Origin of the sequence: Pseudoduganella sp. LjRoot289 (assembly GCF_964252925.1) — a bacterium.
GTDB lineage: Bacteria > Pseudomonadota > Gammaproteobacteria > Burkholderiales > Burkholderiaceae_D > Rugamonas.
The window spans coordinates 2,884,305-2,910,771 of record NZ_CAXUPN020000001.1 but is presented as its reverse complement, the minus strand read 5'-3'; the positions used below and the strand labels follow the sequence as shown (position 1 = coordinate 2,910,771).

The 26,467-nt window shown below is 67.8% G+C and carries 30 protein-coding genes and 1 pseudogene; 19 read left to right on the top strand and 12 right to left on the bottom strand.

Annotation, left to right across the window (positions count from 1 at the left end; all coding sequences use genetic code 11):
• Window positions 1–44: 44 nt before the first annotated feature.
• Window positions 45–272, top strand: a complete 228-nt coding sequence (locus tag ACSQ8Y_RS12180; RefSeq protein WP_436266732.1) for a hypothetical protein — start codon at window positions 45–47, stop codon at window positions 270–272.
• Window positions 273–304: 32 nt separating this feature from the next.
• Here the strand turns inward: ACSQ8Y_RS12180 and ACSQ8Y_RS12175 are convergent, their stop codons facing one another.
• From ACSQ8Y_RS12175 to ACSQ8Y_RS12165, 3 genes are all read right to left on the bottom strand, one after another.
• The gene (locus ACSQ8Y_RS12175) at window positions 305–1,747 is read right to left on the bottom strand and encodes a UbiA family prenyltransferase (protein ID WP_436266731.1); all 1,443 of its coding nucleotides are present in this window, start codon (window positions 1,745–1,747) and stop codon (window positions 305–307) included.
• The gene (locus tag ACSQ8Y_RS12170; protein ID WP_436266730.1) at window positions 1,744–2,889 is read right to left on the bottom strand and encodes a hypothetical protein; all 1,146 of its coding nucleotides are present in this window, start codon (window positions 2,887–2,889) and stop codon (window positions 1,744–1,746) included. The genes ACSQ8Y_RS12175 and ACSQ8Y_RS12170 overlap by 4 nt, the downstream gene beginning before the upstream one ends.
• A 107-nt stretch (window positions 2,890–2,996) precedes the next feature.
• Window positions 2,997–4,304, bottom strand: a complete 1,308-nt coding sequence (locus tag ACSQ8Y_RS12165) for a cation:proton antiporter (RefSeq protein WP_436266729.1) — start codon at window positions 4,302–4,304, stop codon at window positions 2,997–2,999.
• A gap of 314 nt (window positions 4,305–4,618) precedes the next feature.
• Here ACSQ8Y_RS12165 and ACSQ8Y_RS12160 point away from each other — a divergent pair, with 314 nt between their 5' ends.
• The 8 genes from ACSQ8Y_RS12160 (at window position 4,619) to ACSQ8Y_RS12125 (ending at window position 10,488) form a co-directional block, all read left to right on the top strand.
• Window positions 4,619–5,503 carry an urease accessory protein UreD gene (locus ACSQ8Y_RS12160; RefSeq protein ID WP_436269808.1) on the top strand — a complete coding sequence of 295 codons (885 nt, stop codon included), beginning with the start codon at window positions 4,619–4,621 and terminating at the stop codon, window positions 5,501–5,503.
• Between the two features lie 12 nt (window positions 5,504–5,515).
• Entirely contained in the window at window positions 5,516–5,818 is a 303-nt protein-coding gene (locus ACSQ8Y_RS12155) for an urease subunit gamma (RefSeq protein WP_436266728.1), read from the top strand.
• A gap of 11 nt (window positions 5,819–5,829) precedes the next feature.
• Window positions 5,830–6,156: an urease subunit beta gene (locus tag ACSQ8Y_RS12150; protein ID WP_436266727.1), complete on the top strand. Its 327-nt coding sequence runs from the start codon at window positions 5,830–5,832 to the stop codon at window positions 6,154–6,156.
• Between the two features lies 1 nt (window position 6,157).
• A complete protein-coding gene (ureC, locus tag ACSQ8Y_RS12145; RefSeq protein WP_436266726.1) occupies window positions 6,158–7,858 on the top strand; it encodes an urease subunit alpha in 1,701 nt (566 codons plus the stop codon).
• A 17-nt stretch (window positions 7,859–7,875) separates the two neighbouring features.
• A complete protein-coding gene (ureE, locus tag ACSQ8Y_RS12140) occupies window positions 7,876–8,409 on the top strand; it encodes an urease accessory protein UreE (protein WP_436266725.1) in 534 nt (177 codons plus the stop codon).
• 91 nt (window positions 8,410–8,500) lie between these two features.
• A complete protein-coding gene (locus ACSQ8Y_RS12135; RefSeq protein ID WP_436269807.1) occupies window positions 8,501–9,181 on the top strand; it encodes an urease accessory protein UreF in 681 nt (226 codons plus the stop codon).
• Between the two features lie 12 nt (window positions 9,182–9,193).
• Window positions 9,194–9,826, top strand: coding sequence for an urease accessory protein UreG (ureG, locus tag ACSQ8Y_RS12130; protein WP_436266724.1), 633 nt, complete (start codon window positions 9,194–9,196; stop codon window positions 9,824–9,826).
• Window positions 9,823–10,488, top strand: a complete 666-nt coding sequence (locus ACSQ8Y_RS12125) for a HupE/UreJ family protein (RefSeq protein WP_436266723.1) — start codon at window positions 9,823–9,825, stop codon at window positions 10,486–10,488. The genes ureG and ACSQ8Y_RS12125 overlap by 4 nt, the downstream gene beginning before the upstream one ends.
• Here ACSQ8Y_RS12125 and ACSQ8Y_RS12120 read toward each other — a convergent pair.
• Window positions 10,485–11,096, bottom strand: a complete 612-nt coding sequence (locus tag ACSQ8Y_RS12120; RefSeq protein WP_436266722.1) for a 1-acyl-sn-glycerol-3-phosphate acyltransferase — start codon at window positions 11,094–11,096, stop codon at window positions 10,485–10,487. The two genes, ACSQ8Y_RS12125 and ACSQ8Y_RS12120, sit on opposite strands and share 4 nt — an antisense overlap.
• A gap of 189 nt (window positions 11,097–11,285) precedes the next feature.
• Here ACSQ8Y_RS12120 and ACSQ8Y_RS12115 point away from each other — a divergent pair, with 189 nt between their 5' ends.
• The 8 genes and pseudogenes from ACSQ8Y_RS12115 (at window position 11,286) to ACSQ8Y_RS12080 (ending at window position 18,850) form a co-directional block, all read left to right on the top strand.
• Window positions 11,286–12,629, top strand: a complete 1,344-nt coding sequence (locus ACSQ8Y_RS12115; protein ID WP_436266721.1) for a sigma 54-interacting transcriptional regulator — start codon at window positions 11,286–11,288, stop codon at window positions 12,627–12,629.
• A gap of 300 nt (window positions 12,630–12,929) precedes the next feature.
• The gene (locus ACSQ8Y_RS12110; RefSeq protein WP_436266720.1) at window positions 12,930–14,204 is read left to right on the top strand and encodes a hypothetical protein; all 1,275 of its coding nucleotides are present in this window, start codon (window positions 12,930–12,932) and stop codon (window positions 14,202–14,204) included.
• 4 nt (window positions 14,205–14,208) lie between these two features.
• Window positions 14,209–14,682, top strand: a pseudogene (locus tag ACSQ8Y_RS12105) (hypothetical protein); the annotation flags it as partial.
• A 2-nt stretch (window positions 14,683–14,684) separates the two neighbouring features.
• The gene (locus ACSQ8Y_RS12100; RefSeq protein ID WP_436266719.1) at window positions 14,685–15,098 is read left to right on the top strand and encodes a hypothetical protein; all 414 of its coding nucleotides are present in this window, start codon (window positions 14,685–14,687) and stop codon (window positions 15,096–15,098) included.
• On the top strand, window positions 15,095–15,793 hold the full coding sequence (locus tag ACSQ8Y_RS12095) for a C39 family peptidase (protein WP_436266718.1): 699 nt from the start codon (window positions 15,095–15,097) through the stop codon (window positions 15,791–15,793). Before ACSQ8Y_RS12100 ends, ACSQ8Y_RS12095 begins: the two co-directional genes overlap by 4 nt.
• A gap of 12 nt (window positions 15,794–15,805) precedes the next feature.
• Entirely contained in the window at window positions 15,806–16,309 is a 504-nt protein-coding gene (locus ACSQ8Y_RS12090) for a hypothetical protein (protein WP_436266717.1), read from the top strand.
• Between the two features lie 13 nt (window positions 16,310–16,322).
• Window positions 16,323–17,831: an acetate kinase gene (locus ACSQ8Y_RS12085; RefSeq protein ID WP_436266716.1), complete on the top strand. Its 1,509-nt coding sequence runs from the start codon at window positions 16,323–16,325 to the stop codon at window positions 17,829–17,831.
• Between the two features lie 59 nt (window positions 17,832–17,890).
• Entirely contained in the window at window positions 17,891–18,850 is a 960-nt protein-coding gene (locus ACSQ8Y_RS12080; protein WP_436266715.1) for an MBL fold metallo-hydrolase, read from the top strand.
• An 84-nt stretch (window positions 18,851–18,934) separates the two neighbouring features.
• On the opposite strand, the gene ACSQ8Y_RS12075 is transcribed toward ACSQ8Y_RS12080, so the two are convergent.
• From ACSQ8Y_RS12075 to ACSQ8Y_RS12065, 3 genes are all read right to left on the bottom strand, one after another.
• Window positions 18,935–19,999 (bottom strand): alkene reductase, encoded by a 1,065-nt coding sequence (locus ACSQ8Y_RS12075; RefSeq protein ID WP_436266714.1) that lies wholly within the window; start codon window positions 19,997–19,999, stop codon window positions 18,935–18,937.
• 28 nt (window positions 20,000–20,027) lie between these two features.
• Window positions 20,028–20,330: an ArsR/SmtB family transcription factor gene (locus ACSQ8Y_RS12070; protein WP_436266713.1), complete on the bottom strand. Its 303-nt coding sequence runs from the start codon at window positions 20,328–20,330 to the stop codon at window positions 20,028–20,030.
• 101 nt (window positions 20,331–20,431) lie between these two features.
• A complete protein-coding gene (locus ACSQ8Y_RS12065) occupies window positions 20,432–20,791 on the bottom strand; it encodes a DUF1304 domain-containing protein (RefSeq protein ID WP_436266712.1) in 360 nt (119 codons plus the stop codon).
• A gap of 81 nt (window positions 20,792–20,872) precedes the next feature.
• On the opposite strand from ACSQ8Y_RS12065, the gene sugE reads away from it, so the two are divergent.
• Entirely contained in the window at window positions 20,873–21,193 is a 321-nt protein-coding gene (gene sugE, locus ACSQ8Y_RS12060) for a quaternary ammonium compound efflux SMR transporter SugE (protein ID WP_436266711.1), read from the top strand.
• 18 nt (window positions 21,194–21,211) lie between these two features.
• Here the strand turns inward: sugE and ACSQ8Y_RS12055 are convergent, their stop codons facing one another.
• On the bottom strand, window positions 21,212–21,988 hold the full coding sequence (locus ACSQ8Y_RS12055; RefSeq protein ID WP_436266710.1) for a substrate-binding periplasmic protein: 777 nt from the start codon (window positions 21,986–21,988) through the stop codon (window positions 21,212–21,214).
• Window positions 21,989–22,153: 165 nt separating this feature from the next.
• The gene (locus ACSQ8Y_RS12050; RefSeq protein WP_436266709.1) at window positions 22,154–23,116 is read right to left on the bottom strand and encodes a succinylglutamate desuccinylase; all 963 of its coding nucleotides are present in this window, start codon (window positions 23,114–23,116) and stop codon (window positions 22,154–22,156) included.
• A gap of 73 nt (window positions 23,117–23,189) precedes the next feature.
• Here ACSQ8Y_RS12050 and ACSQ8Y_RS12045 point away from each other — a divergent pair, with 73 nt between their 5' ends.
• On the top strand, window positions 23,190–24,332 hold the full coding sequence (locus ACSQ8Y_RS12045; protein WP_436266708.1) for an acyltransferase family protein: 1,143 nt from the start codon (window positions 23,190–23,192) through the stop codon (window positions 24,330–24,332).
• Window positions 24,333–24,385: 53 nt separating this feature from the next.
• Here ACSQ8Y_RS12045 and ACSQ8Y_RS12040 read toward each other — a convergent pair whose 3' ends face one another.
• The 3 genes from ACSQ8Y_RS12040 to ACSQ8Y_RS12030 form a co-directional block, all read right to left on the bottom strand.
• Complete coding sequence (locus ACSQ8Y_RS12040; protein ID WP_436266707.1) at window positions 24,386–24,856, bottom strand: hypothetical protein; 471 nt, start codon at window positions 24,854–24,856, stop codon at window positions 24,386–24,388.
• A 94-nt stretch (window positions 24,857–24,950) separates the two neighbouring features.
• Window positions 24,951–25,838: a pirin family protein gene (locus tag ACSQ8Y_RS12035; RefSeq protein WP_436266706.1), complete on the bottom strand. Its 888-nt coding sequence runs from the start codon at window positions 25,836–25,838 to the stop codon at window positions 24,951–24,953.
• Window positions 25,839–25,863: 25 nt separating this feature from the next.
• Window positions 25,864–26,463, bottom strand: a complete 600-nt coding sequence (locus ACSQ8Y_RS12030; RefSeq protein WP_436266705.1) for an FMN-dependent NADH-azoreductase — start codon at window positions 26,461–26,463, stop codon at window positions 25,864–25,866.
• Between the last annotated feature and the right edge of the window lie 4 nt (window positions 26,464–26,467).

Sequence of the window (26,467 nt, the reverse complement as noted above, 5' to 3'; positions counted from 1 at the left end):
AGGAACAGGCTCGGCGTCGCCGGGCTGCTGTTTCCGGGGGGCATATGGCCAACAAAATCACGCATCGCGGCGTCTCCATCGTCACCCTGGCCGACGGCGAGGCGATGCTGGAACACTGTACCAGCAATTCCATTGCCATCCGGCACGACGACCAGGGCTGGTGGACCTGCTTCGTCGGCGAGAACGGCGAGGTGGACAACTACGACCAGCCTTTCCCCAGCCGCGACCAGGCCATCTGGGCCGCCAAGGCGGCTGCGGAATTTGGCATCTGAGTAGGCATCCGAGCAGGCGTCCGAGCGGGCATTCACACCGGCAGCGCCAGGAAGCGCGCGGCCAGCACCACGCCGACGATGGCCAGCACCGTCATGCGGCTGCCTCTGTCCCTGATGGCGAAGATCACCGGGTCGTCATGCATTTCGCCGCGCGTGGTCTTGATCCACATGTGCGCCTGCCAGTAGATCAGGCCGAAAGCGGCCAGCCACAGCAGGTTGGGGCTCAGGTAGCGCGCCTGCGTCTCGGGCGCGCTGATGAACAGTCCCAGCACCACCACCGCGCTCAGCGCGGCGCCCACGCCCAGCGGCCACAGCACCGCCAGGTCGCTGACGCGGTAGTCGCGGCCCTGCGTGGCCTCGCGCTGCTCCTGCGCCAGCAGCACCAGCTCCGAGCAGCGCTTGACCAGGGCCAGGCTGAGGAAGATGAATACCGAGAACGCCAGCAGCCAGGAACTGGTCGGCACTTGCAGCGTCACCGTGCCGGCCTGGATGCGCAGCGTGTACAGCACCGACAGCATCAGCACGTCGATCAGCGCGTATCGCTTGAGCACCCAGCTGTAGCTGCTGGTCAGCAGCAGGTAGACCATCAATATCAGCAGGAAGTGCGGCGAGACGGCGGCGGCCAGGCCCAGCGCCGCTGCCAGCGCCAGCCCGGCCACCGCCAGCCCTTGCAGGATAGGCAGTTCGGCGCTGGCGAAGGGCCGGAACCGTTTGCGCGGGTGGTGGCGGTCCGACTCCAGGTCCCACAGATCGTTGACGATGTAGGTGGCCGAGGCGGCCAGGCTGAAGGACAGGAAGGCCAGCAGCAGCGGCCAGATTTTGGCCGGTTCCAGGAAGGAGAACGCGGTCAGCAGGGGCACGAACAGCAGCAGGTTTTTCAGCCACTGGTGCACGCGCAGCGCACGCAGCCACAGGCGCAGCTTGGGCGGCGGCTGCAGGCTCAGGCCGAATTCGCGCTCCACCGTCGCGGCCGCGCGCGCGGCCTTGCCGGTGCGCCCGTCCGCGCCCACCAGGATGGCCTTGCCGGACGCTTTCCAGATCGGCAGGTCGGCGCTGCTGTCGCCCGCGTACAGGAAGTCGTCGCCGACCAGGCGGCGGATGGCGCGCAGCTTGGCTTCGCCTTTGAGGTTGCTGCCCGGCGTGGTGGCGATCACCTCGTCGAACAGGCCCAGATGCCGGGCCACCCCGTCGGCCACCGTCTGGTGGGCGGCGGTGGCCAGCACGATGCGCCGGCCGCGCAGCTTTTCCACGCGCAGCCAGGCCAGGAAGGGTTCGTTGTAGGGCAGCAGATGCGCCGACACGCCCGCATGCTCGGCCAGGCTGCTCTTGAAGCCGGCCCGCCCGCGCAGCAGCCAGATCGGCAGCCAGAGCAGGTATTTCGGCGATTGCCGTATCAGCTTCACCGTGCCTTCGACCAGGGTGTCGGTCGGCGTCAGCGTCCCGTCCAGGTCCACCACCAGCGGGATGTCCATCATAGTTCGCCTCCATGCCGGTAGCGCGGCTGTTCCAGGTTCAAGGGTATGCTTGCTTCCGGCGTCTCCGCCCGCCCGCCGGCTTCCAGTGCCTTGCCGATCAGGATGGCGAAGCCGATGAACAGCAGGCTGAGGTTGCGCAATTCGCCGGCGGCGGCAAAGGCGGCGAACAGCGGCAGGTTGATGGCCGCCGCCAGCAGGATGTGGCGTTTCACCACGCCGGGACTGTCGCGCCAGCCGCGCGCGAACACCAGCGCGATGATGAACAGCGTCAGCGCGAAGGCCTGGCGCGGCCCGGCGAGACCATAGGTCAGTTCGAGCTGGCTGTAGGGCGCGCCCGACAGATAGGCTTGCAGGTTGCCGGCCAGGTGGTACTGGACCGCGCCGCCCGGCGCGTCGGCGAACATCAGCTTGACGGCGGCGTTGACCAGCCCGGAGACCAGCACCGCCGCCGCACCGATGGCGGCGGCGCTGCGCTTGGGATAGTGGTGCATCAGCAGGGGCAGCAGCGCCACGACGAAGAACAGAAACGATTCCTTGTTCAGTGTGGCCGGGATCAGGATGGCGAAGAACAGCGCCGTCTGGCGCCTGCTCACCAGCAGGAAGGCGAGGGCAAAGAAGAACAGTTCGGCGCTGTCGTAAAAGAAGCCGCCTACGGTTTGCAGGTAAGGGAAGGCCAGCGCGAGCGCGCTCGGGGCCAGCACCGCCGTCATGGGCGCCAGGCCGGCGTCCAGTGAGATCGCGCGCATCAGGAACAAGCTGCCCAGCAGGGACAGGAAGGACAGGTAGTAGACCACGATGTAGCGGAAGCTGATGGCCGGGTTGGCGGCCGAGCTGGCTTTGACGTAGACCTTCTGCGGACCGAGCGTGCGGGACGCGAGCTGCTTGATGCCAGGTGGCGCGGCGCGGTCGGCGGCGTTGGCCAGCATGGGCAGCAATTGCCGGTAGACGAAAGGTTTCTGGGCACGGGCCTCCAGCATGCCCTCGATGGAAAACTCGGCCGCGTTGTCGCGCAAGCCCCATTTGCCGACGGAGCCCGAAAAACCGGCCGCCGCCACCATCCAGAAGAACGCGAACAGCAGCAGCCGGGACGACCAGGCCGACCACGCCAACTTATGCCAAACTTGATTCAGGAAAGAAAGCATCCGTACTCCGCAGTGGATTTGTCGATTATGCAATAGCCTAAAAGGCAATATTGCACATCCCCGCGAAGTGCGCAAACGGCTACGTCAAACGAATTGCAGACAGTCGCTTAGTCGCGCCAGAACCGGTCGAACAGCGGCTTGACGCTGATGCCGTGCACGGCGATCGACAGCATGATGACCACCAGCGTGATGTCGATCAGTTCGCGCGCCAGGCCCTGCGGCAGGCCGTGGTTGACCGCGTACATCAGGTAGTAGACGGAGCCGATGCCGCGCACGCCGAACCAGGAGACGATGCCGCGCACCCGGCCCCGCGCCGCCGACCCTGCCAGCCCCAGGAACACGCTGAGCGGACGCGCGACCAGGAACAGGAACAGCGCCGTGCTCCATGCGCGCCAGTCCCACACTTGCGCCGTGACGGCGCCGCCCAGCAGCAGCACCAGTGTCAGCTCGGACAGGCGCTCCAGGTGTTCCTTGAAGATCAGCGACTCGCCGCTGACCGTCAGCGGTGCATCGGCATCGGGCGGGGAGTTGGCCGGCGTGGCCGCGTGCGCGGTGCTCGGCTGCGGAGCCTTCAGCAGTCCCTGCCTGTCCTTGGGCGCGCCCGCCAGCACCAGCTCGGTCTGCCGCAATGCCACGCCGGCGAAAAACACGGCCAGGAAACCCCAGGCGTGCAGCCACACGCTGACGCCGTACACCACCGCGATCAGGCCGAGTCCGACCAGGTCGTCGAGCACCTCGTGCTTCGGATCCTTGCCGCGCAGCGCCCAGCCCAGCCGTGCCAGCAGCGCGCCGCCGGCAATGCCGAACAGCACCGCCGACGACGTTGCCCACAGCACGTCCACCAGTGCCCAGTGCCAGCTGTGCTCGCCCAGTTCGTGCAGGCCGAGCAGGCCCAGCCCCAGCATGACGAAGGGGAAGGCGCTGCCGTCGTTCATGCCGGCCTCGCAGGTCAGGGCGAAGCGCAACTGGTCCTTGTCGCCCGCGTGGCGCACTTGCACGTCGGTGGCCAGCACCGGGTCGGTGGGCGCGAGGATGGCGCCCAGCAGCACCGCCGCGCCCAGCGGCAGACCGAGCACCAGGGTGCCGAAGGCTGTCATCAGCCCGACCGAAATGCTCATCGACAGCCACGCCAGCCGCAGCGACGGCGCCCAGCGCGCCAGCGCGAACGGCACCGGCATCTTCACGCCCGCCGAAAACAGCGAGATGAGCACGGCCAGTTCGGCCAGCACCTCGAGCAAGGGCGCTTGCGCGTACGGGTCGATGGCGAAGATGCCGAGGAAGGCTGGCCCCAGCGCCAGCCCGACGCCAAGGTAGACGATGGCCGAGGTCACGGGCAGCCGCGACAAGGTGGTCGCTGCCAGGCCGCGCGCCAGCATCAGGCAGCCGATCAGGATGAACCAGAGTGTGGTGCTCATGCGTTTGGACTATACGCCATGCCTTGCCGCAAGGGCGCGGCATTGGGGGATGCAGGGGCGGGCGCTCCACTTTGGTGCGGCCGTGCCAACTTGGTGCGCTGACCGCGGCCGCGGCGGCGCGAAAGACGCGCAAGCGCTGGCATGCTACTTGCGTATTGCTTTGTATTACTTGCGTACTACTCGTTCAGTACGTGGTCGTCCATCTGGCCGCCCACTTTTTCACTTTTTCATTGATGCCAGACACCGTCATTCACGCGGACACTTTGTGTAGCGCTAACAGCCATCCGGCCGCAGCCATACCCGCTGCCGCCGGCCTGGCTGCGCTTGCTCCGGCGGGCGGCGCCGGTGGCGGCGCGGCCGTCCCGGCGCACGCTCCCTGGCAGGCCAGCCTGGCGCTGGGCTTCGCCGACGACGCCGGCACCACCCGCCTGGTCGAGCGCCGCCACAGCGGTCCGCTGCGGGTGCAGAAGCCGCTGTATCCGGAAGGCGGCGCGGTATGCCATGCCATCGTCGTCCATCCGCCCGGCGGCGTGGTGGGCGGCGACCAGCTGGCGCTGAGCGCCACGGTGGGGGGGCGCGCGCGCGCCTTCCTCACCACGCCCGGCGCGGCCAAGTGGTACAAGGCCAACGGCAAGGTGTCGCGCCAGAGCGTGCGCCTGGACGCCGGCGCCGGCGCATCCATCGAATGGATGCCGCAGGAGACCATCTTCTTCGACGGCGCCCACGTCGAGCTGGAGCAGGATATCGCGCTGGCGGCGGACGCCAGCTACCTCGGCTGCGAAATCCTGTGCATGGGGCGGCGCGCCTCCGGCGAGACCTTCCGCGCCGGCCGTGTGGCGCAGCGCACCCGCATCCGGCGCGGCGGCAAGCTGCTGTGGTGGGAGCAGGGCGCGCTGACGCCGGACGGCATCGCCAGCCCGCTGGGCCTGGACGGGCGCAGCGTGTGCGCCACCCTGATCGCGGCGGGCGCGCCGCTGCCCGCCGCCGTGCTGGCCGACATCCGCAACGACGTCGGCCGCAGCTCGGGCGGCGGTGACGGCAGCGGCTTTGGCGCCACCCAGATGAAAGGCCTGCTGGTCGTGCGCCACCTCGGCGACGACAGCGAGGCCGCACGCGAAATCATGCTGGCCGTCTGGCGCAAGCTGCGGCCGCACCTGCTGGGCCGCGCGGCCTTCGACCCGCGCAGCTGGCGCACCTGAACAGGAAAGACCATGGACCTGACCCCACGCGAAAAAGACAAGCTGCTGATTTTCACCGCCGCCCTGCTGGCCGAGCGCCGCCGCGCGCGCGGCCTGAAACTGAACTATCCGGAAGCGGTGGCGCTGATCAGCGCCGCCATCATGGAGGGCGCGCGCGACGGCCGCAGCGTGGCCGAGCTCATGTCCGAAGGCGCGGCCATCCTCACGCGCGCCGACGTCATGGAGGGCGTGCCCGAAATGATCCCCGACATCCAGGTCGAAGCGACCTTCCCCGACGGCTCCAAGCTCGTCACCGTACACCACCCCATCCCTTGAAGGAGCTCATCATGATCCCTGGTGAATTCATGCTCGAAGAAGGAGAGATCGGCCTCAACCAGGGCCGTGAAACCGTCACCGTCGTCGTCGCCAACCGCGGCGACCGTCCGATCCAGGTCGGCTCCCACTTCCATTTTTTCGAAGTCAATCCCGCGCTCTCGTTCGAGCGCTGGAAGGCCTACGGCATGCGCCTGAACATCGCCGCCGGCACCGCCGTGCGCTTCGAACCGGGCCAGCAGCGCACCGTGGAACTGGTCAAGCTGGCCGGCGACCGCGTGGTGCACGGCTTTAACGGCGCCGTCAACGGCAAGCTGCAAGACACGCCACCGAAAGGATAATATGGCATCGATTCCGCGCGCCGCCTATGCCGAAATGTACGGCCCCACCACCGGCGACCGCATCCGCCTGGCCGACACGGAACTGTTCATCGAGATCGAGAAGGATTACGCGATTTACGGCGAGGAGGTCAAGTTCGGCGGCGGCAAGGTGATCCGCGACGGCATGGGCCAGTCGCAGCGTCCTCACGCCGAGGTGATGGACACCGTCATCACCAATGCCGTCATCCTCGACCACTGGGGCATCGTCAAGGCCGACATCGGCCTGAAGAACGGCCTGATCGCCGCCATCGGCAAGGCCGGCAACCCGGACATCCAGTCCGGCGTGACGATGGCCATCGGCGCGGCCACCGAGATCATCGCCGGCGAAGGGCTGATCGTCACCGCCGGCGGCATCGATTCGCACATCCACTTCATCTGCCCGCAGCAGATCGAGGAAGCGCTGATGAGCGGCGTGACCACCATGCTGGGCGGCGGCACCGGCCCGGCCGTGGGCACTGCCGCCACCACCTGCACGCCGGGGCCGTGGCATCTGCACGCCATGCTGAGCGCGGCCGACGCCTTCCCGATGAACCTCGGCTTCCTCGGCAAGGGCAACGTCAGCCAGCCTTTGCCGCTGGAGGAGCAGGTGCTGGCCGGCGCCATCGGGCTGAAGCTGCACGAGGACTGGGGCACCACCCCGGCCGCCATCGACAACTGCCTGTCCGTGGCCGACCGCCTCGACGTGCAGGTCGCCATCCACAGCGACACGCTCAACGAGGGCGGCTTCCTGGAGCACACGCTGGCCGCGTTCAAGGACCGCACCATCCACACCTTCCACACCGAAGGCGCGGGCGGCGGCCACGCGCCGGACATCATCGCGGCGGTCGGGCAGGGCAATGTGCTGCCCTCGTCGACCAACCCGACGCGGCCCTACACCGTCAACACGCTGGATGAACACCTCGACATGCTGATGGTGTGCCACCACCTCGACCCGGCCATCGCCGAAGACGTGGCCTTCGCCGAGTCGCGCATCCGGCGCGAGACCATCGCCGCCGAGGACATCCTGCACGACATCGGCGCGATTTCGATGATGTCGTCCGACTCGCAGGCCATGGGCCGGGTGGGGGAGGTCATCATGCGCACCTGGCAGACCGCCCACAAGATGAAGGTGCAGCGCGGCGCGCTGGCCGAGGACAGCGCGCGCAACGACAATTTCCGCGCCAAGCGCTACATCGCCAAATACACCATCAACCCCGCCATCACGCACGGCATCTCGCACGTGGTCGGCTCGCTGGAAGTGGGCAAGATCGCCGACATCGTGCTGTGGAAGCCTGCCTTCTTCGGCGTCAAGCCGTCGATGATACTGAAGGGCGGCATGATCGCCGCCGCGCAGATGGGCGACCCGAACGCGTCGATCCCGACGCCGCAGCCGGTGCACTACCGCATGATGTTCGGCGCCTTCGGCGGCGGCCTGCGCAAGTCCTTCACCTTCGTCTCGCAGGCCGCGTTCGACGCCGGCCTGGGCGAACGGCTGCGCCTGAACAAGCAGACCATCGCCGTGAAAAACACGCGCACGCTGCGCAAGCGCGACATGATCCACAACGGCGCCACGCCGCATATGGAAGTCGATCCCGAAACCTATGAAGTACGCGCCGACGGCCAGTTGCTGGTCTGCGAAGCGGCCGCCGTGCTGCCGATGGCGCAGCGCTATTTCCTGTTCTGACGAGGCTTGCCATCCCCATGCTGACCCTGCACACCAAACTCCCCGCCAGCGCCGGCCCAGGCGTCGCCGAACCGGTGGCGCAGCTTGTGCTGCCCTACGAGCTGCGCGAAAAATGCCGCTTGCGCGCCGTGCTCAGCACCGGCGAAGAAGTCGGCGTGTTCACCGTGCGCGGCACCGTGCTGCGCGACGGCGACCTGCTCACCGGCGAAGACCGCAACGTCGTCGTGCGCGTGGTCGCCGCGCGCGAGCCGACCTATAAGGTAACGTGCGCCGATGCGCACACCCTGCTGCGCTGCGCCTTCCACCTCGGCAACCGCCACACGCAGGCGCAAGTGGGCGATGGCTTCCTGCGCATCCGCGCCGACGCCGTGCTCAAGGACATGCTGGCCGGCCTGGGCGCCGTGGTGGTGGCGGAAGACGCCGCCTTCGAACCCGAGTCCGGCGCCTACGGCGGCGGCCACGGGCACGGCCACGACAGCCACGGCGGCCATCCGCTCGCGCCCATCCCGCTGCGCCAAAAGATCCACCGTCCCGGCGACAGCGCGTCATGAAACCTCAGCCTTACATCGACGCCGTAGGGCGGGTTACGCCGTGCCGGCTAACGCGCCCTACGAGTTCGCTTATGCCAGGTGTCGCGCCATGATGCACGCCGCCGCGCTGCTGCATCTGCTGCAGTTCGCCAGCCCGGCCTTGCCGATCGGCGCCTACAGCTATTCGCAGGGGCTGGAAGCGGCCCTGGAGTCGGGCGCGGTGCACAACGCAGAAACGGGGCGCGCCTGGATCGTGCGCCAGTTAAGCGAAGTCGTGTCGCAGTGGGAAGCCCCGGTCTGCTGGCGCCTGATGCACGCCTTCGGGCGCCGCGACGCGGCCGCCGTGGCCGAATGGAGCGAACGCTTCCTCGCTTCGCGCGACACGGCCGAGTTCCGCGCCGAGACGCTGCAGATGGGCTACTCCCTGTCGCGCCTGATCGCCGAACTGGGCATCGCCGACGCCGCCATCACGGCCATGCTGCCGCCCGAAACCGAGCTGGCGCTGCCGGTCGCCTACGCCTGCGCCGTCGCCGCGCTCGACATCCCGCGCGAGGAGGCGCTGCTGGCCATGCTGTTCGCCTGGGCCGAGAACCAGGTGCTGGTGTGCGTCAAATCGGTCCCGCTGGGCCAGGTGGCCGGCCAGCGCATGCTGCTGTCGCTGCGCCCGGAGCTGGAGGCGGCCGCGCTGCACGCCCGCACCGTGGCCGACGAGGACATGAGCAACTGGGCGCCCGGCCTGTCGCTGCTGTCGATGCGGCACGAGGTCCAATACAGCCGTCTATACCGATCTTAAAGAGGAACCATCATGCATCCATCCAATCCGCTGCGCGTCGGCATCGGCGGCCCGGTCGGCTCCGGCAAGACCGCGTTGTGCGAAATGCTGTGCAAAGGCATGCGCGACCATTACGACATGGCCGTCATCACCAACGACATCTACACCAAGGAGGACATGGAGATCCTGCTGCGCGCGGACGCCTTGCCGGCCGAGCGCCTGATGGGCGTGGAGACCGGCGGCTGCCCGCACACCGCCATCCGGGAGGACGCCTCCATCAACCTGGAAGCCATCGCCCGCATGCAGGCCGACTTCCCCTGCCTGGACCTGATCCTGGTCGAATCGGGCGGCGACAACCTGGCCGCGACCTTCAGCCCCGAGCTGTCCGACCTGACCATCTACGTGATCGACGTGGCCGGCGGCGAGAAAATCCCGCGCAAGGGCGGCCCCGGCATCACGCGCTCGGACTTGCTGATCATCAACAAGACCGACCTCGCGCCCCACGTCGGCGCCGACCTGGCCGTGATGGCGCGCGACGCCAAACAGCAGCGCGGCGCGCGGCCCTTCCTCTTCACCAATCTGCGCAGCGGCGAAGGCGTCGCCGCCGTGATCGATTTCATCCGCCAACAAGGCCTGCTGGAGCAGGCGCACAAGGAGCAAGCATGACGACCTTCCCCCGCAACGCGCCTGCCCTGGCCCTGGGCCTGCTGGCTGCCGGCCTGGCCTTGCCCGCGCTGGCCCACCCGGACGCCGGCCAACTGCATGTTCACGCGTCGGCTGCCGCCGCAGCGGCAGCCTCCGTCGCCGCTTCCACGCCGGCCGGCGGCCCGCTGCTGGCCGCCTTCGGCCAATCAGGATGGGCCGCCGCCTTCCAGGCCGGCTTCCTGCACCCGCTCACCGGCGTCGACCATCTGCTGGCCATGCTGTCGGTCGGCATCTGGGGCGCGCGCCAGCCGCAAGGCAAGCCGCTGCCGCTGCTCTTCCTGGCGGCGATGCTGCTGGGGACATTGAGCGGCGTGGCGGGCCTGAGCATCCCGGGCCTGGAGGCGGGCATTGCCGCCACGGTGGTGTTGACCGGCGTGCTGATCGCGCTTGCCGCGCGCCTGCCGCTGGCCATAGGCGCGGCGATGATTGCCGCTTTCGCCGTCCTGCACGGCAATGCCCACGGCCACGAACTGCCGCTGGCTGGCAGCGCCTTCGGCTTCCTGGCCGCGAGCGGCCTGCTGATGGCGGCGGGCCGCTGGTTCGGCCGGGCGGCCGGAGCGGACATGGTGCGCATCACCGGGGCGGGCATCGCCGCCACCGGCGTGTTGATGATGGCTGCCTAGTCCGGCTTGCGCTCGGACAGCACGATGGGTGCCGCCTTCTCCGGGTGCAGCCCTTCGTGCCCTTCAAAACCGGCGCGGATGGCGGCCATGTCGGCCGCCTGGTCGCCGCTCGGGAACACGTGCTGGTTCAGCCCCAGGGTCTTGTTCGGATAATCGATGTACACCAGGCACAGCGGCACCCTGGCCTCCAGCGCCAGGCGGTAGAAGCCGCTTTTCCAGTTCTCCCGGTAGCTGCGCGTGCCTTCCGGGGTGATGCCTACCCAGTACCATTGCGCCGCGTTCATGCGCGCGGCCTGGCGCTGTATCATGCCGGTCTGGGCGCTGCGGTCGACCGGCTCGCCGCCCATGGCGTGGAACCACTTGCCCAGCACCGGTATCCTGAACAGCGAGTCCTTGGCCAGCCAGCGGAACGGCAGGTCCAGCGCCCACTTGCCGAGCAGGCCGACGATGAAGTCCCAGTTCGAGGTGTGCGGATAAATCACGCAGATGCCGCGCGGACCTGGCAGGGGACGGAACAGCAGGCGCCAGCCGAACAGCGTCAGAACGCGCAACGCGACACGCTGCCCCAGCTTGGGCAGGTCTGCCGGTTTCAGTTGATCATTGTTCATTTATTGCCTGGTTGGCGATCGGAAAAAGTGCGCCGACATTCTATCCGGCGGGCAAGGCAGCCGCAAGCCCGGCGGCCCCGGGCACGCCAGGCCGACCTGAAAACAACGCTCATCAGTAAGGTGTTCTGATAAAGTCATGATTGCCGTTTTGTCTACATGCGGCACAGTCCGGTTAGGGAGACGCCAAAAATGACAACAAAAACAGTGCTATGCGTAGCAGCGGGAGACCTGTCGACATTTGAAAACCTGGATGACACGATCCAGGGCTGGGAACTGTGCAAGGCGTCCAGCCTGGCCGACGCGAGCAAGCTCTTGCGTGCCCGCCATATCAGTGTAGGCCTCTTTCTGATGGATTTCGAGGACGTGCCGGCCGCCGACGCCTTCCTGCGCCGCCATCCCGCCGTGCACTGGATCGCGCTGTGCCACCCCTTGCGGCTGCAGCACGAGCCGTACCGGCAGCTGGTGCGCGACCACTGCTGCGACTTCCACACCTGGCCGCTGGACCGCAGCCGTCTGCAGCATACGCTGGGCCACGCCCACGGCCTGGCCGCATTGCGGGCCCAGCCCTATCCGCGCCTGCCGCAGCGCAGCGACAGTCCGCTGGTCGGCCATTCCGAGGCCATGCGGCGCCTGCACAGCCAGATCGCGCGGGTGGCGCCGGTCAACGCGGCGGTGCTGATCTGGGGCGAGAGCGGCACCGGCAAGGAACTGGTGGCGCAATCGATCCACGCGCGCTCGGCCGCCGCCGCCGGGCCCTTCGTGGCCGTCAACTGCGCCGCCATCTCGCCCACGCTGGCGCAGTCGGAACTGTTCGGCTACGTGCGCGGCGCCTTCACCGGCGCGTCCCAGGACCGGCGCGGCCTGCTCGAATCGGCCGACGGCGGCACCATTTTTCTCGATGAAATCGGCGACCTGCCGCTCGAGATGCAGGCCAATCTGCTGCGCTTCCTGCAGGAGAAATCGGTGATGCGGGTGGGCGGCACCCGCAGCGTGCCGGTGGACGCGCGCGTCATTGCCGCCTCGCATGTCGCCCTGGAGGCGGCGGTCGCGCGCGGCGAATTCCGCCAGGACTTGTACTACCGCCTCAACGTGCTGTCGCTGGACGTGCCGGCGCTGCGCCAGCGCAAGGACGACCTGGTGCTGCTGGCCGAACACTTCTTCGAGCAGTTCGCCGCCGAGCGCGCGCCCCGCCTCAAGGGCTACAGCAGCGCCGCGCAGGCGGCCATGCGGCGCCACGACTGGCCGGGCAATGTACGCGAACTGATCAACCGCATCCGGCGCGCGCTGATCATGGCCGAAGGACGGCTGATACAACCGGCCGACCTGGGCCTGGAAGGCGCGCCCGCGCAGGACGGCTGTGAACCGCTGGACGGCGCCCGGGTGCGCGCCGAGCGCCAAGCCATCGAAGGCGGGCTGGGGCACGGCAAGAGCGTGACCCAGGTGGCCGAGGAACTGGGCGTCTCGCGCATGACCTTGTACCGTCTGATGGCTAAACACGGCATCGCCAATCCGTCGCGCGCGCGCGGCAAATGAGCCGCACCGCCGCGCCTGTCACATCCGCGTTACAGCCGCGGCGGCGCGTATTCCCCATGACAGCCCAGCTAAATCAACGGTTTACGTGCAGCGCATCGGCCGAGCACGTCACACCGTTGTGACTGGCGCTGCGCCCCCAATTTCCCCGGCGCCAGGAATTCCCAGGGCTGCGCAAATTTCTTCTTTAGTTTCAATGACTTGTGCGTCGGCGGCGGCTTGGCATCAAGTTTGCTGAGATCCCTCTGACCGGGGCGCTGCCTCGGCAATACGACCTTTTAACTAACCTGGTGAGGCAAGGAAATGAAGAAAACACTGCTGGCGACAACAATTGCGATGCTCTTCAGTATGAGCGCATCGGCCCAAACTACGGAACCAAGCAATACCAACAGCGACGGCATCGCGCGGGCGCTGGCCGACGGCTCGGCGGCGGCGAATAACGGCGCGACCGCGACATCGAATCTCAGCAACTCCTTCAACACCTCGTCGGCCACCGCGATCAGCCGCCTGAACGGCTCGGTCAGCGGCAACGCCATCCACCACATAGGCAACAGCGCCAACAACTGGGGCAATACCAATGGCGGCACCGGCCTGGGCGGCATCGGCGGCAACGCCACGGGCGGCTCCAACCGGGGCGCCAATGGCGGCAACGGCGCCGGCGCCACGGCGGGCTACGGCGGCAACGGCGCCAGTGCCAGCGGCGGCAGCGGCGGCAACGGTGCCGCTGGCGGTCTGGCTACCAGCGGCGGCGCTACCAGCGGCAGCGCTACCGGCGGCTCGGCCACCGGCGCCGATGGCGGCGGCGGCGGAACGGCCCGTGACGCCAACAGCGGCCGCGCAGGCGACGGCGGTATCGGCGGCAATGGCGGCAACGGCGGCATTGCCGGTGCCAGCAATGGCGGCGCCGGCGGCGCCGGCGGCGCCGGCGGCCAGGCGAGTGGCGGCGCGGGTGGCGCCACCGGCAACGCGAATGGCGGCGCAGGCGGTGCTTCCGGCTCGGTCTCCGGCGCCGAAGGCGGCTACGGCGGCCGCACCGGCTACGCCAGCGGCGGCGCGGGTGCGGCGGGCGGCGCGGGCGGGTACGGCGGCGCGGGCGGCACCAGCGGCGGCGCCTCCAGCGGCGACGCTTCCGGCATGCAGACGGCGAGCGGCGGCTATGGCCACGCTGGCCGCGCCACCAGCACCAACAACGCCAACGGCAGCGACCCAACCGGCACCGGCACGCCCACCACGGCTGGCGATGCCACCGCCACGGCGGGCACTGCCACCGGCGGCGCAGGCAGCAATGGCACCGTGACGGCCACCGCCGGCACGAGCACGTCCGGCGCCGGCGGCGCCGGCGCCAGCGGCGGCGCGGCGGGCGCCGGCGGCGACGATGTGGTTCGTGACCGCCATCGGCCTGGCCGCCAGCGTCGATGTGGCCTTCTGGCTGCCCAAGCTTCCCGCCTTGCCCGCCGTGACGCTGCGCCAGCGTCTGGCGCCGCTGCAGGACCGTCGTGTGCTGCTGACGCTGTTGACCACGCTGACTGCCTACGCCGGCCTGGTCGCGGTCTACACCTATATCGGCGTGACATTTGACCGCGCCACCGGCGGCGCCGGCGCGGCGGGCGCGGCGGGCGGCGCGGGCGGCAACAGCGGTGCGGCGTCGAACACCGGCGGGGCGGGCGGCACCGGCGGCACCAACACGGGCGGCATGGCTACCACCGGCGCGGCGAGCACCGGTACTGCGACCGCCGGCAACGGCGGCGACGGCGGCGCTGGCGGTGGCGGCAACACCGGTGGTGCCGGCGCGGCGGGCGGTGCGGCCACCGGCGGGATGGGCGGCGCGGGCGGCACGCAGACGGCGGGCAACGCCGCCGGCGGCGCGGGCAATGGCGGCACCGGCGGCGCCGGCGGCAGCAATTCCGTCAACGCCGGCTCGTTCAATATGTCCAACACCATGTCCACCGTGGGCCAGTCGGCTGCGGGCATCATGACGGTCAGCCAGAACAACGGCTTCTCCTCGCTGATCCAGCAGAGCATCAACGTGCAGGCCAACCTGGCTGTCGGCAGGTAGGTATGCAGCGCCTAGCCAAGCTTGGATGGGCTCTGGCGCAGGCCGCGGCGCTGAACGCGTACGCGGCCCCTCCGGAGGAGCCGGGCGGCGGCCCCGGGGCGGACGCGCGGGTGTTTGCGCTGCCGGCCCCGCTGGCCGTGGCAAGCGCGCGCGCGCGCGGTCTCGCGGCCGGCCTGGGCGCGCCGTTGGAAGATGGACGCCTGGCCGGCCTGCGCGGCGGCAGCGACACGCCGTGGAGCGACATGAAGCTGAACGGCGCGGTGAGCGGCAACAGCGCGGTGGCGGTCGCCACCGGCGCCAACGTCATCACCGAAGGCGCGTTCAGCAACGCTTCCGGCCTGCCCATGGTGATCCAGAACTCCGGCGCCAATGTGCTGATCCAGAACGCCACCATCGTGAATGTGCAGTTCAAATGAGGGCGCCGAATGCATTCCTGGCGCTTTTGCCCGCGCTCCCGCTCTTGCTCGTGTTGCCGCCGCTGTCAGCGGCGGCGGCCGACCTGGCCGGCGCCGGCGGCGCCAGTTACGCGCTGCGGGTCACCAGCCTGAAGGAGGCGCGCTACCGCAGCACGGTGCGGCAACAATTCGACTTCAGTTGCGGCTCGGCGGCGGTGGCGACGCTGCTGAGCTACCACTTCAACACCCCGGTCACCGAGCAGGCCGCCTTTCAGCAGATGTTCCTGCACGGCGACCAGCAACGCATCCAGCGCGAGGGGTTTTCGCTGCTGGACATCAAGCGCTACCTGGCCAGCCTGGGCTATGCCGCCGACGGCTTTGAATTGCCGCTCGACAAATTGGCCGAGGCGGGCCTGCCGGCCATCGTGCTGGTGGCGGAGAAGGGCTATCACCATTTCGTGGTGGTCAAGGGCCTGTCGCGCGAGCGCGTGCTGATCGGCGACCCGTCCGGCGGCACCCGCGCCATGGGCCGCGCCGCGTTCGAGGCCGTCTGGCAGAACCGGCTGCTGTTTGTCGTCCACGGCAGCCCGCAGCGGCCGCGTTTCAACGAGGCGGCGGACTGGCGCGTGGCGCCGCAAGCGGCTCTCGGCACCGGTATCGACCGCGACAGCCTGCAGCGCCTGACCCTGCCCAAATTGGGCGATGGCAATTTCTGAACGGAGGACGCGATGACATCTTCGCGCTGGATCGCTGCCGCCTTGTGCGGCATGACTATTTCCGCCGGGGCGGACGGCCTGCCGCCCGGCTGGACGCCGGTGGCCGACAGCACGCTGGAGGCGCAGCGCGGCGGCTTCGACGGCGGCAATGGCATGCTGGTCTCGCTCGGCATCGAACGCCTGGTGTCGATCAACGGCGGCACCGTGGCCAGCAGCCAGTTCAACATCGCCGACCTGTCCCGCGTCACGGCCGGCGAAGCCTTGCTGGCGCGCGAGGCCATCCAGCCCTTCATGGTGGTGCAGAACGGCCTCAACAACGGTATATCGCTGCCGGACGGGGCGCAGCAGGCGTCGCAAGCGATGTCGGCGTTGTTAATTCAGAACAGTGTCAACGACCAATTGATACGAAGCCAGACAACGATCAATGCGTCCGTCAGTGGTTTATCTATGCTCACAGGTATCAACCTCGAAAGCAGCATGCGCGCGGCCCTGTCCGGCGCGCTCGCACCCCATTGAAAAGGAGCAAGGAATGCGATTTGCCCACGTCCTGCGCGCCGGCTCGGCCGGTCTATCCATCATCGTCTGCACGACGCTGGCCCACGGCCAGCCAGGGCAAAGCGGCAGCGCCGGGCTGGCCGCCGAGATCGAGCTGCTGAAGCGGCAGCTGGCCGAACAGCGCGCATTGCTGGACCAGATGCGGCGGCAGTTGGCCGAACAGCAGCGCATCCTGGCAGGCACGCCCGCGACGCAGGAGCGCCTGGCGGCCCAGCGCGGCACCGGTCCGGCGGGCGGCGCCGCCGCGGCGGCAGCCCGGATGGGCGAGCCGGCCGGCACGCCAGCGGGCAGCACGGACGCAGCGCAGGCCGGCGCCCAGAGCGGCGCGCAGGCTGCCGCCTCGGCGGGGGCGGGCCCGGATGCGGCAGCTTCCGTGCCCGGTCTGCCCCAGCCGGTGGCGCAGGCATCGGGGCAGGGGGCGGGGCAGGGGCAGGCGCAGGGGCCGGCGGGCGGCGGCGCTGGCGCCGGCGGCGTGCCGGGCGGCAACCAGCCCGCAGTCGGCCAGGCGCCGCAGCGCGACGGCCGCCCGCCCGAAGTGGCGCCCTTGTTCGAAGCGCCCGGCGTGCTGACGCCCAAGGGCCGTTACGTGCTGGAACCGTCCTACCAGTTCGGCTACTCGTCCAGCAACCGCGTGGTGCTGGTCGGCTACACCATCATTCCCGCCTTGCTGATCGGCCTGGTCGACGTGCGCGAAGTCAAGCGCAACACCATGACCGCCGCGCTGGCCGGCCGCTACGGCCTGAGCCGGCGCACCGAGCTGGAAGTGCGCGTGCCCTATGTCTACCGCTCCGACTCCACCGTCAGCAGGGAAATCTTCACCGGCAGCGCGGTCGAGAACGTTTTCTCGACCAGCGGCAGGGGCGTCGGCGACGTGGAACTGGCGCTGCGCCATCAGCTCAACGATGGCGGCGCCGACAAGCCCTATTACGTGGCCGGCCTGCGCGTGAAAACCCGCACCGGGCGCGATCCATTCGAAGTCGTCACCGACTGCGCCGGCCGCTGCGTCGGCCCCAACGCGACCGGCACCGGCCTGCCGCTGGACCTGCCCACCGGCTCGGGTTTTTATTCTGTGCAGCCCAGCGTCACGTGGCTGTTCCCGTCCGACCCCGCCATCCTGTTCGGCAGTGTCAGCTATCTGCGCAACGTCAAGCGCAGCAACGTGCGCCGCGTGATCCTGAACGGCGAATTCGAAGACCTCGGCACGCTGAAACCGGGCGACGTGTTCGGCTTTAACTTCGGCATGGGCCTGGCGCTCAATGAAAAGGCCTCGCTCAGCCTGGGCTACAGCCACGACTCCATGGGCCGCACCAAGCAGAACGGCGTGCCTGTGCCCGGTTCCGTGCGCACCCAGCTCGGCACCTTGCTGATGGGCTTCTCCTACCGCTTCAACGAGCAACGTTCGCTCAACGTGTCGGTCGGCGCCGGCCTGACGCGCGACACCCCCGACGTCACCCTGTCCGTGCGCTTCCCGATGAGTTTCTAGACGCCCATCGTGTTTTTACGATATTGTGTGCAATTCGACATCACACACAAAGGGTAACCATGATCTCTCGTCGCATTCCGGCCGCCGGCGTGGCCATCGCACTCGCAGCCATGCTGGGCCAATCGTCCGCCTTTGCCGCCGCGCCGCTGGCGAAAACCCAGGCGCCGGGCTACTTCCGCATGATGCTGGGCGACTTCGAAGTGACCGCGCTGAACGACGGCACCGTCGACTTGCCGATGGACAAGCTGCTGCACGACAAGCCGGCCAAGACCACGCAGACGCTGGCCAAGTCCTTCCTGAAAGTGCCGCTGGAAACGTCGGTCAACGGCTACCTGATCAACACCGGCGGCAAGCTGGTGCTGATCGACACCGGCGCCGGCGGCCTGTTCGGCCCCACGCTGGGCAAGCTGGTGAGCAATCTGAAAGCGTCCGGCTACCAGCCGGAGCAGGTCGACGAGATCTATATCACGCACTTGCATCCTGACCACGTCGGCGGCGCGGCGGCGGCCGGCAAGGCTGCCTTCCCGAACGCCGTGCTGCGCGCGGACAAGCACGACACGGATTTCTGGCTCAGCAAAGTGAACCTGGAAAGGGCGCCGGCCGACCAGAAGGGTTTCTTCCAGGGTGCGATGGCGTCGGTGTCGCCGTACAGCGACGCGGGCAAGCTGAACCCGTTCGAAGGCAGCACCGAACTGGTGCCGGGCGTGAAAGCGGTGAGCAGCTACGGCCACACGCCGGGCCACACCGTCTACGTGGTCGAGAGCAAGGGCCAGAAGCTGGTGCTGCTGGGCGACCTGCTGCACGTCCAGGCGGTGCAGTTCGAAGACCCGTCGGTGACCATCGAATTCGACAGCGACAGCAAGGCGGCGCTGGCGCAGCGCAAGGCGGCGTTCGCCGACGCGGCCAAGCAGGGCTACTGGATCGCCGCCGCCCACCTGCAGTTCCCCGGCATCGGCCATGTGCGCAGCAGCGGCAAGGGCTACCAGTTCGTGCCGGCCAACTACACCATCCCGCGTTGATGCGTTGATGCGTCCGGGACCGGGCATCGTCCCGGCCTGGCCGTTTGGCTCGCGGTCCATTCAACGGCCCGGGCCGCGCAGCGTCTAGAAGGACGGAGCCAGTGCGGGATAATCGGTATACCCTTCCGCTGTCGAGTGGAAGAAGGTTGCCGGACGCGCCGGGTTCAGCGCCGCGCCTTGCCGCAGGCGCGCCGGCAGGTCCGGGTTGGCGATGAAGTCCGTGCCCCATGCCACCGCGTCGGCGCTTCCTGCGGCCAGGATGCGCTCGGCCACATCCCGGTTCATCTTCTCGTTGGCGATGTAGACGCCGCAGAATTCCCGCTTCAGCAGCGGCCCCAGGCTGTCCTCGCCCACCGCCTCGCGCGCGCAGATGAAGGCGATGCCGCGCTTGCCCAGTTCGCGCGCCACGTAGCTGAAGGTCGCCGCCGGATCGGAGTCGCTCATGTCGTGCGAATCGCGGCGCGGCGCCAGATGCATGCCGACCCGGCCGGCGCCCCATACTTCCACCACCGCGTCAGTCACTTCCAGCAGCAGGCGTGCGCGGTTTTCAATCGGGCCGCCGTACGCATCGGTGCGCCGGTTGGTGCCGTCCTGCAGGAACTGGTCCAGCAGATAGCCGTTGGCGCCGTGGATCTCCACGCCGTCGAAACCGGCCAGCCTGGCGTTCTCGGCGCCCTTGCGGAAGTCCGCCACGATGCCGGGGATTTCGGCCAGCTCCAGCGCGCGCGGCACCGGGTAGCCGCGCTGCGGGCGCAGCAGGCTGACATGGCCCTTGGCGGCAATCGCGCTCGGCGCCACCGGCGCCTCGCCGTTCAGGAAGCTCGGATCCGAAATGCGGCCCACGTGCCACAGCTGCAGGAAGATCTTGCCGCCGGCCGCGTGCACGGCGCCGGTCACGGTTTTCCAGCCTGCCACCTGTTCGTCGGACCAGATGCCCGGCGTGTCGGCGTAGCCCACGCCCTGCGGCGAGACGGCGGTCGCCTCGCTCAGGATCAGGCCGGCCGAGGCGCGCTGCACATAGTACTCGGCCATCAGTGCGTTCGGCACGCGCTCGCCGCCGGTGGCGCGGGCGCGCGTCAGCGGCGCCATGATGACGCGGTTGTTCAGGGTCAGGTCGCCGATCTTGATGGGGTCGAAAAGATTTGCCATGATGTTTTCCTGGAAGGTGCGGGGCCGTTCACAGACCCTGGTTGATATGGTCGAGAAAGCCCTGGATCACCTCGTCGTTGCGCTTGAAGAAATTCCACTGTCCCACCCGCTGCACCGTCACCAGGCCGGCCTTCTGCAAGGTGGCCAGGTGGGCCGACACGGTCGATTGCGACAGGCCGGTGCGCTGGTCGATCAGCCCCGCGCAGACCCCGAAGGTCAGCGGATGGGCCTGGTCGGCGAAGTGGGCTTCCGGATCCTTCAGCCAGGCCAGGATCTGGCGCCGGACCGGGTTGGCCAGCGCTTTGTGGATTGCGTCGATGTCGATGTTCATATTTGGCTTTGACGATATTCGCATCTGGAAAGTCCGATGCTAATATCGGTATATTACGATATAAATGGACGGCGTGCACGCGGCACGCCCGTCTCGAAGTGTTAGCTCAGTTTGACCAGCAGCAGGGCGATCACGGCCGGCACGGTCTGCACGAACAGGATGCGGCGCGACACCGTGGCCGCTCCCCACACACCGGCCACCGCCACGCAGCACAGGCCGAACACGGTGAAGGCCAGCGCCGTGGCCGGGTTGGGATGGACGAAGCCGAGCGCCAGCGCGGCCACCAGGAAGCCGTTGTAACAGCCCTGGTTCGACATGGCAGGCTGCACGATGTCGGCCTTTTCCGCGCTCAGGCCGAACACGCGGCGTCCGCGCGTGCGGAACAGCACGGTCTCCAGCAGCACGATGTAGACGTGGATCAGCAGCACCAGGCCGGTGACGATTTGTGCCATTAGTAACATTCACTACCCCTATAAAATTTGGTATTTTGCAATGATATACTGACATCCCGCTTAGTGGTTGCCGCCAAACAAGGAGAAGAGATGGCCTGGGTATTTTTGTTCGTCGCCGGCCTGCTGGAAATCGGCTGGGCCGTGGGCCTGAAGTACACCGAAGGCTTCAGCCGCCTGGTGCCATCCGTGCTGACCCTGCTCTCCATGGGCGGCAGCATGGGCTTGCTGGGGCTGGCGCTGCGCGACCTGCCGCTGGGCACGGCCTACGCGGTCTGGACCGGCATCGGCACCGTGGGCACGGCGCTGTTCGGCATCCTGGTGCTGGGCGAGCCGTCCGGCGTGGCGCGCATCGTCTGCATTTCGATGATCACCTGCGGCATCCTCGGCCTCAAGCTGGTGTCGGCGCACTAAACCATTCTGCCCGCCCGGCTAAGGCGCGGCTTTCTCGCCGGACCAGCGTTCGTAGATCCGCGCCAGTTCGCCGCTGGCCTTGATTTTTTGCAGCGCCTGATTCATCAGCCGCGCCGCCACCGGATCGGCCTTCTTGCTGATCCAGAAAAAGATCGGCTCCTCCTTCAGCACGGCCGGCATCAGCCGGATTTTGTCCTGCAGCTTGTTCTCGCGGATCATCCACGCCAGCGTCAGTTCATTCATGTAGACGAAACGGCCGTGGCCGGCCAGGATCTTCCTCAGATTGGTCAGGTTATCGCCGGTGCTGTCGTCCACTTCCAGCCCGAGGGCACGCAGCTGCTCGGAGTAGGCCGCGCCGCGCGAGGTGGCGATGAGGGGATTGAGGCGGACCAGGTCGTCGATCGAGTCCACCGTGGCTTTGTCGGCGGCCGAGGCGGCCAGCCGGTGGCGCACCATGTATACCCTGGCGGACATATGGGCTATCTTGCGGCGGCGTTCGGTGTCCAGCAGGGCGCAGGCGGCGCCGACTGCGCCGGACTCGAGACCCTGCTCGATCTGCGGCACGGAGCGGAAGTCGTCCTGCCCGGAGAACTTCAGGCGCGGCTCGGCCTTTTCCATGGCGGACAGGATCTCGGGGCACAAGCCTTCCAGGCGGCCCTCGCGCGCTATCCATTTGGGAGGCAAGCTCTCCTGGCCCATGGTGCGCACCGGGACGGGCTGGGCGATGGCGGCCAAGGACAGGCTCGCGATGCACAAGCTGATGAGTCTGGCACTGGGCGGCAGCGGAATGTGCATGCTTTTCTCCTCCAGCGATTGTATCCCCCAGAAATGGCGATGCCAACGGAAAAGGAGTCTTGCCTGAATGCCGGGACAGACTTTCATCCTGGAAGGCCGAAAATATTTCGCCCGCTGCGTGCGTAAAAAGCAACATGTGGCCGCGCTGGGCGGCCTGTCCCTCGCTTAGAAGCCGGCCGGATTGGCCTTCGCCAGGTAGTACCACTCCGCGTTGGCGCGCGCATTGGTGTCCGGGAACAGGACGATGGCGTCGGCCTGCGCCAGCACCGGCGTGCCGTCGCTGCGGCGGCCGATCTCGTCGCCCTTGGACACGCGGTCGAAGCTGGACCAGACGCGGCTGAAGGTATCGCCCGCGTTTTTCTTGTCGTGCACCTCGACCATGCTCAGGTATTCCGTGTCCTCGGGCGCCAAAGGCAGCGGCTGCGGCGCGTCGACCAGGCCCAGGAAGGCCAGCGTGTTCAGGATGGCGCGGTAGGCCACGTCCGGCGCCTGCGGGTCGGCGTGCTGGCCGCACTCCAGCGTCAGCGCGTAGCCGCCGGTCGAACGCATGTACTCGGTGGTGCCGACGCCGTAGCGCAGCACGGTTTCCAGTTGCGAATCGTCGCGCAGGCGGCGCTGCACGCCGGCGCCGTAGGTCGCCATCCAGCCGTCCACGAAACGCTTCACGCCCAGGCGGCGCGCCAGCGCGCGTTCCTTCTCCTCATGCTGGAAAGGCTGCAAGGTGCCGTCGTTGTTGCGCGGGCCGACCATCACGAAAGGCTGGCTCTGCGCATTGAAGGAGTGCAGATCCAGCAGCACCTCGTGCTGGCCGAGCAGCGGGCACAGCCAGTTGGCGATGCGGTCCTCGAAATCCTGCGGGTTCTCGTTCGGGAACAGGTTGCGGTTCAGGTTGCGGTCGCCGGAGCGCTGGCCCTTGGCATAGGCCAGCGGATTAACGATGGGCACGAAAGTCACGCTGCCGTTCAGCACGCGCAGCTTGCCGCTGTCGATCTCCTCCATCACGCGCGAGATGCCCTTGGTGCCGCAGGTTTCGTTGCCGTGCACCGCGCCGGTGATGATGACGCGCGGGCCTTGGCCCTGGCCCGTATAGTTGACGGATTTGAAATGCAGATCGCTTGCTACAGTCATGCTGGTCCCCGAAGCTGTGATGAATGGCCGTTATTCTAGCGGGGATTCTGCCATCCAACAGTTAAAATGCTGCATGAAATCCATAACCCGCATTCATGGCCTGGACACCCTGCGCGCGCTGGCGATCCTGCTCGTGTTCATGAACCACTACGTCCTGTTCGTCACGCGGCGCGCCCCATTCAGTTTTTTAGGCGAGGTCGGCTGGGTCGGCGTCGACCTGTTTTTCGCCTTGTCGGGCTATTTGATCGGCAACCAGATCTTCGCCGGCATGCGCAGCGAAGACGGCTTTTCGCTGCGCACCTTCTATATCCGCCGCTTCCTGCGCACCTTGCCCGCATTCTACGTCGTGCTCGCGCTGTACGCGCTGTGGCCGTACTTCCGCGCCGGCCTGACCTTGCCGCCGCTGTGGCAATTCCTCACCTTCACGCAGAATCTCGACCTGATGCCGGGCACTGCGTTCTCGCACGCCTGGTCGCTCTGCGTGGAAGAGCAGTTTTACGTGCTGCTGCCGGCGGTCGCGCTGCTGATCGCCGCCATGCGCCGCTCGCTGGTATGGGCCTGGGTCGCAGTGGCGGCCAGTTTCCTGGGCGGCATGGCCATCCGCAGCTACTTGTGGAACACGCAAGTGGGCGACAGCGAAGGCGGCTTTGCTTATTACAACGCGATCTACTACTCCTCGCTGTGCCGTTTCGACGACCTGGTCGCCGGCGTGGCCCTGGCGTTGCTGAAAAACTACCACGCCGGAGCCTGGCTCCGCCTCACTTCGCGCGGCAACTGGGCGCTGGCGGCAGGGCTGGCTGTATCGGCGCTGGCCTTCCATCTATTCTGGGACGACCACTACAGCTACGGCATGACAGTGTTCGGCTACCCCTTGCTGGCGCTGGGCTTTACCTTGTTGCTGGTGTCGGCGCTCAGTCCCGGTTCCCTGCTGCAAAAAACGGCGATCCCGGGCGCCGGCAAGCTGGCGCTGTGGTCCTACGCCGTCTATCTGACGCACAAACAATTCTTCCTGCTGCTCAAGCCCGAGCTGGCGGGGTGGGGCGTCAGCACCGCCAGCTGGAGCGGCATCGGCATCATGGCCGCCGCCAGCCTGCTTGGCGGCTGGCTGCTGTATGCGGCAGTGGAGGTCCCCTTCATGAAGCTGCGCGACCGCCATTTCCCCGGCAACCAGCGTCCAGCCAGTACTCCAGCAGAGCCCGCTTTATCTACCTGGTGACTCGGCGTCCCCATCCTCCTCCGAGCTGGGTACGGCGGGCTGATCCTTTGCCTTCAAGGGCGCATGTCGATGACGTCGTAGGGCGACTGCATGCTGTTGAGGAATTCGAGCACGGCGCGCACGCGGGCCGGGGCCTCGTCGTCACGGGTGCTGTCGATGGCGTGGCGCAGGCCCGGCAGGGCCTCGGCGGTGTGCGGGCTCTGGTAAGCCTTGATCAGCAGGGCGATCAGTTGCGCCGCCTCTTTCCCGTTGTTCTGCCGGATGCGCGCCTCGATCACGCCCAGCAGCGCGCGCTGCATGCGCGGCGTCGGCGCCGTGATATGGGCGAATACCAAGGGGGTATTGCCGATGGCGTCGCTGACGCGGCGCTCCATCTCGTCCGCTTTCACGTCCGAGGCAATGTCGAAATAGGCCGCGTTCCAGCGCGTGCGCGCGTGCGGATGGCCGGGCGGGAAGGAATCGGCGGTGTCGAAGCCGCAGATCCGGCTCAGGTGCTTGAGCCAACCGATGAGTGGGGATGTCATGCCGGCATTTTAGCGGATTGGAGACAGCCCTGGGGGTGTTACTCCCCCAGAGGCTGGTTTGAACTGCTGGTTTGAACTTGGCTGGACGGCAACCTCAGGCGTGCGCTTCCTCGCCCAGCTTGCCTGCGCGGAAGTCCTCCACCGCCTGCGTCAGCTCGGCCTGGGTGTTCATCACGAACGGGCCGTACTGCGCGATCGGCTCGTTCAGCGGATGGCCCGCCACCAGGATGAAGCGGCTGTCTTCTGCCGCCGTTACCGTCACGCCGTCAGCCCCGGCCGTATTCTCCAGGATCGCCATGCGGCCGATGGTCACCGGCTTGCCGGCCACATGCACCGCGCCGCGATAGGTGAACAGGAAGGCGTTGTGCCCGGCCGGGATCAGCTGGCTGAAGCGCGCGCCGGCCGGCAGTTCCACGTCGAGGTAGATCGGCTCCGTCACTTCGCGCTGCACCGCGCCGGCCACGCCGTGGCTGCCGCCCGCGATCACGCGGACCTGCGCGCCTTCCGGGGTGCTGAACGACGGCACCTGTTCGGCGTTGAAGTCGCGGTACCACGGTTCGCGCATCTTGTCCTTGGCGGGCAGGTTCAGCCACAGCTGAAAGCCTTCCATGCGGCCTTCCTCCTGTTCCGGCATCTCGGAGTGGATCACACCCCGGCCCGCCGTCATCCACTGCACGCCGCCGTTGCTCAGCAAGCCTTCGTTGCCTGCGCTGTCCTTGTGCCGCATGCGGCCGGTCAGCATATAGGTCACCGTCTCGAAGCCCCGGTGCGGGTGCTCGGGGAAGCCGGCGATGTAGTCGTTCGCCGTATCGCTGCCGAAGTTGTCCAGCATCAGGAAAGGGTCGAGGCGGCGTTGCAAGGGCTGGGTCAGGACTCGGTTGATCTTCACGCCCGCGCCGTCCATCACGGCCTGACCATTGATGATGCGTTCCACGCCGCGCGATTGCAGCACGTTCTCGGATGTTATGTTTGCCTGTGTCATGACCTTTGCTCCTTGTTGTGTCGAGTTACACCAGCACCGCGTTCACTTGCGCATCGGCTTCCGCCTGCGCCTTGGCCACCGCGTCCGGACCCATGCCCAGGCCTTCGGAGTAGACGAACTGCACGTCGGTCATGCCCAGGAAGGCCAGGAACATTTTCAGGTGCGGCAGTTGCGTGTCGCTCGGGGCGTCGCGGTGCATGCCGCCACGGGACAGGGCCACGTAGACTTTTTTGCCGCTCAGCAGGCCGATCGGGCCGCTGGCGCCGTATTTGAAGGTTACGCCGGCACGGGCGATCGCGTCGAACCACGATTTCAGCTGTACGGTGATGCCGAAGTTGTACATCGGCGAGCCGATCACGATGACGTCCGCCGCTTGCACCTGGGCGATCAGCGCGTCGTCCAGCGCCACGCGGGCGGCTTGCTCTGCGCTGCGCTGGTCGGCCGGGGTGAACAGGGCCTGCAGGGCGGGCTCGTCGATCACCGGATGCGGATTCGCAGCCAGGTCGCGGCGCGCAACGCTGGCGCCGGGGTTGCTGGCGCTCAGCTTGGCGACGATGGAGTCGGCCAGGCGGGTGGATTCGGAACCGGTGCTGCGGGCGCTGGAATTGATTTGCAGGATGTTCATGGTG